Genomic DNA, 4,195 nt, shown 5'->3' with positions numbered 1-4,195 from the left:
AAAAATCTCGAAACAGGAGAAATCTTAAACGAAAAGATTAAAACCACTACCGGTGGCTCTACGTGGGCTAACGATAATAAAACGCTGTTTTACACCAAGAAAGACGATAAAACCTTACGTTCCAATCAGATTTATAAACACGTGTTGGGGACGAAATCTAAAGATGATCAGTTGGTATTTGAGGAAAAAGATGAAACATACAATACCTATATCTATAAATCTAAATCGAAAAAGTATTTGGTGATTGGAAGTCACAGTACACTAACCAGTGAATTTAGAATTCTAGAGGCAGATACGCCAAATGCAGAATTCAGAATAGTTCAGCCTAGAGAACGAGGTTTAGAATATGGGTTTACTCATTTTGAAGATTCTTTCTATATATTAACTAATAAAGATGGCGCGACTAACTTCAAATTAATGAAGACGCCGGTAGATAAAACCGGCAAGGAGAATTGGGTTGAGGTGATTCCGCATAGAGAAGATTACTTATTAGAGGATATAGATATTTTTGAACACTATCTTGTGATAAGCGAGAGAAATGAAGGCTTAAATAAAATTAAGATTACTAAGTGGCATTCAGGTGAAAGCTATTATCTACCCTTCGATAATGAAACATATACAGCATACACAAGTATAAACCCAGATTTTGATACCGATATTCTAAGATATACTTACAATTCCTTAAACAATCCAACATCTGTCATAGATTTCAATATGGCAACTAAGGAGAAAGTAGTGCTTAAGGAGCAAGAGGTAGTAGGAGGGAACTTCAAAAAAGATAATTACACAACAGAGCGCGTTTGGGCTACGGCAGAAGATGGAACAAAGATTCCTATTTCTTTGGTTTATAGAAAAGACCTTAAAAAGGATGGTTCCAATCCTTTGCTTCAGTATGCATATGGATCCTACGGCTCTACGATAGATCCATATTTTTCGAGTGTTCGATTGAGTTTGTTGGATAGAGGCTTCATATATGCCATTGCTCATATTCGAGGTGGAGAATACCTAGGAAGAGCTTGGTACGAAAATGGAAAGCTGCTTAAAAAGATGAATACCTTCACAGATTTTATAGATGTTTCTAAATATTTGATAGATCAAAAATATACTTCAGAAGAACATTTATACGCTATGGGCGGTTCTGCCGGCGGATTGTTAATGGGAGCAGTCGTGAATATTGCACCGCAATTGTATAATGGAATTATTGCTGCAGTTCCTTTTGTAGATGTTGTAACTACCATGCTAGATGACTCTATTCCGCTTACAACTGGAGAATATGACGAATGGGGAAATCCAAATGAAGAAGATTATTATAAATACATGCTGTCTTATTCGCCTTACGATAACGTTAAAAAGCAAAATTATCCCAATATGCTTATTACCACCGGTCTGCATGATTCTCAAGTGCAGTATTGGGAACCTGCAAAATGGGTAGCTAAATTAAGAGAAATAAAAACTGATACGAATAAATTGCTATTTCACACTAATATGGATGCCGGACATGGAGGTGCCTCCGGTAGATTCGAAGCTTTAAAAGAAGTAGCAGAAGAGTATGCCTTTTTATTGGACTTGGAAGGAATTACCGAGTAATTGAAAAATTTGCCTTAAATTTGGGCGTTTTTTGGATTAAGATTGTTTTAACATATCAAAATAATTTTTTAATCCCTAAATTGGTTAAAGAATTTCATTTTATGATAGAAAAGAAAAAGGTATACGATAACATATTGCAATTAATTGGAGATACTCCATTAGTTCGATTGAATTCCATTACCAAAAACTTTAGTGGAGATTTTTTCGCGAAAATTGAAGCCTTTAATCCTGGACATTCTTCTAAGGATAGAATTGCTTTGTTTATTATTGAAGAAGCGGAACGAAAAGGCATATTGAAGCCTGGTGATACTATCATTGAAACTACCTCTGGAAATACCGGATTTAGTATTGCGATGGTTAGCGTTATAAAAGGGTACAAATGTATTCTTGCCGTAAGTTCTAAGTCTTCAGCAGATAAAATAGACATGCTTAGAACAATGGGAGCTAAAGTATATGTTTGCCCGGCACATGTTCCCGCAGATGATTCCCGCTCTTATTATGAGGTTGCTAAAAGATTACATCAGGAAAATGAAGGTTCGGTGTATATCAACCAATATTTTAATGAATTAAATATTGAAGCTCATTACAATTCTACAGGTCCAGAAATTTGGGATCAAACAGAAGGAAAATTAACTCATTTAATTGCTTGCAGTGGAACAGGAGGAACAATTTCTGGAGCAGCAAGATTTTTGAAAGAACAAAATCCTGATATTCGCGTTATTGGTATAGATGCATTTGGATCTGTACTGAAGAAATATCACGAAACTGGAGCTTTGGATAAAGATGAAATCTATCCTTATAGAATTGAAGGTTTAGGTAAAAATCTAATTCCATCTGCAACAGATTTTGGTGTAATTGATGAATTTATTAAGGTAACCGATGAAGATAGTGCTCATACTGCCAGAGAGCTTGCTAGAACCGAAGGATTATTTCTTGGATATACAAGTGGAGCAGCAATGCAAGGTATAAAACAATTGCAGGAGCAAGGAGAATTTGATGAAAACAGTAAAGTTGTGGTAATTTTCTCTGATCATGGTTCCAGATATATGAGTAAAATTTACAGCAACGACTGGATGGAGGCGCAAGGATTTATGGATTCTGAAAAACAAGCAGAATCACAGTCGATAGAATTTATAAAATAAGGATGCAACAACTTTAAGGAACATTTTAAAAATATAAGCATCCTTCTTTACAGGGTGCTTTTAGGTTTTAATATGGATGTTAAGTTGTCAAATATAATTATTGTAAAATTGAGTTGTATTTCAGTACTTTTGCAACTTGTAAATAAAAAAAATCTATGAGAGATTTATTTGATAAAATATATAAAGATAAAGGACCTTTAGGGAAGTGGGCGCAGCAAGCAGAAGGATATTTTGTATTTCCAAAGCTGGAAGGACCAATTTCTAATAGAATGAAATTTCGTGGCAAAGACGTTATTACTTGGAGTATTAATGATTATTTAGGACTTGCAAATCATCCTGAAGTTCGAAAAGTAGATGCTGAAGCTGCTGCAGAATATGGTTCTGCGTATCCAATGGGTGCTAGAATGATGAGTGGGCATACAGATCTTCACGAAAAATTACAAGATGAACTGGCTTCCTTTGTAAATAAAGAAGCTTCTTATCTTTTAAATTTTGGATATCAAGGAATGGTATCTACGATTGATGCTTTAGTATCTAAACAAGATGTTATTGTATATGATGTAGATGCACATGCTTGTATTATAGATGGAGTAAGATTGCATTTAGGTCAGCGTTTTACCTATAAGCATAACGATATGGAAAGTATCGAAAAGAATTTACAACGTGCTACTAAAATTGCTGAGCAAACAGGTGGTGGAATTCTTTTGATCTCTGAAGGTGTATTTGGAATGCGTGGAGAGCAAGGAAGGTTAAAAGAAATTGTTGAGCTTAAAAAGAAATATAATTTCAGACTTTTCGTAGATGATGCCCACGGTTTTGGGACTTTGGGAGCTACTGGTGCAGGTGCAGGTGAGGAGCAAGGAGTACAAGATGATATAGATGTTTATTTTGCAACCTTCGCAAAATCTTTAGCGAGTACAGGTGCATTTATTGCCGGGGATAAAGAGATCATGGATTATTTAAAATATAATCTTCGTTCTCAAATGTTCGCAAAGTCTTTACAGATGCAACTGGTGGTAGGAGCATTAAAGCGTTTAGATATGCTTAGAACAATGCCAGAACTTAAAGAGAAATTGTGGGAGAATGTAAATGCCTTACAAACTGGTCTTAAAGATAATGGATTCGATATAGGAACTACTCAAAGTTGTGTAACTCCGGTTTATTTAAAAGGAAGTATTCCTGAAGCAATGGCATTGGTGAGAGACCTTAGGGAGAATCATGGTATTTTCTGCTCTATTGTAGTGTATCCAGTAATCCCAAAAGGATTGATTCTTTTAAGAATGATTCCAACGGCTACACATACTATGGAAGATATAGAACTTACGTTAACTGCTTTCTCAGCAATTAGAGAAAGATTGGAAAACGGAACTTATAAAAGATTATCTGCTGCCGTTACGGCGTCATTAGGCGAGTAATTATTAGATATATAAAACAAAAAACCACCTAAATTAGGTGGTTTTTTGTTT

3 protein-coding genes are annotated in these 4,195 nt (G+C 35.1%); all 3 read left to right on the top strand.

From position 1 onward, the window contains the following. Positions 1-1,587: S9 family peptidase (locus ON07_RS13420; RefSeq protein WP_010232452.1), on the top strand; the 1,587-nt coding region annotated here is incomplete at its 5' end. Between the two features lie 101 nt (positions 1,588-1,688). After that, on the top strand, positions 1,689-2,729 hold the full coding sequence (locus ON07_RS13415; RefSeq protein WP_010232451.1) for a PLP-dependent cysteine synthase family protein: 1,041 nt from the start codon (positions 1,689-1,691) through the stop codon (positions 2,727-2,729). 155 nt (positions 2,730-2,884) lie between these two features. Beyond that, positions 2,885-4,144 carry an aminotransferase class I/II-fold pyridoxal phosphate-dependent enzyme gene (locus ON07_RS13410; RefSeq protein WP_010232450.1) on the top strand — a complete coding sequence of 420 codons (1,260 nt, stop codon included), beginning with the start codon at positions 2,885-2,887 and terminating at the stop codon, positions 4,142-4,144. The last annotated feature ends 51 nt before the right edge of the window (positions 4,145-4,195 follow it).

This window comes from Gillisia marina, from assembly GCF_000258765.1.
GTDB lineage: Bacteria > Bacteroidota > Bacteroidia > Flavobacteriales > Flavobacteriaceae > Gillisia > Gillisia marina.
This window is presented reverse-complemented; position numbering and strand designations above follow the sequence as displayed.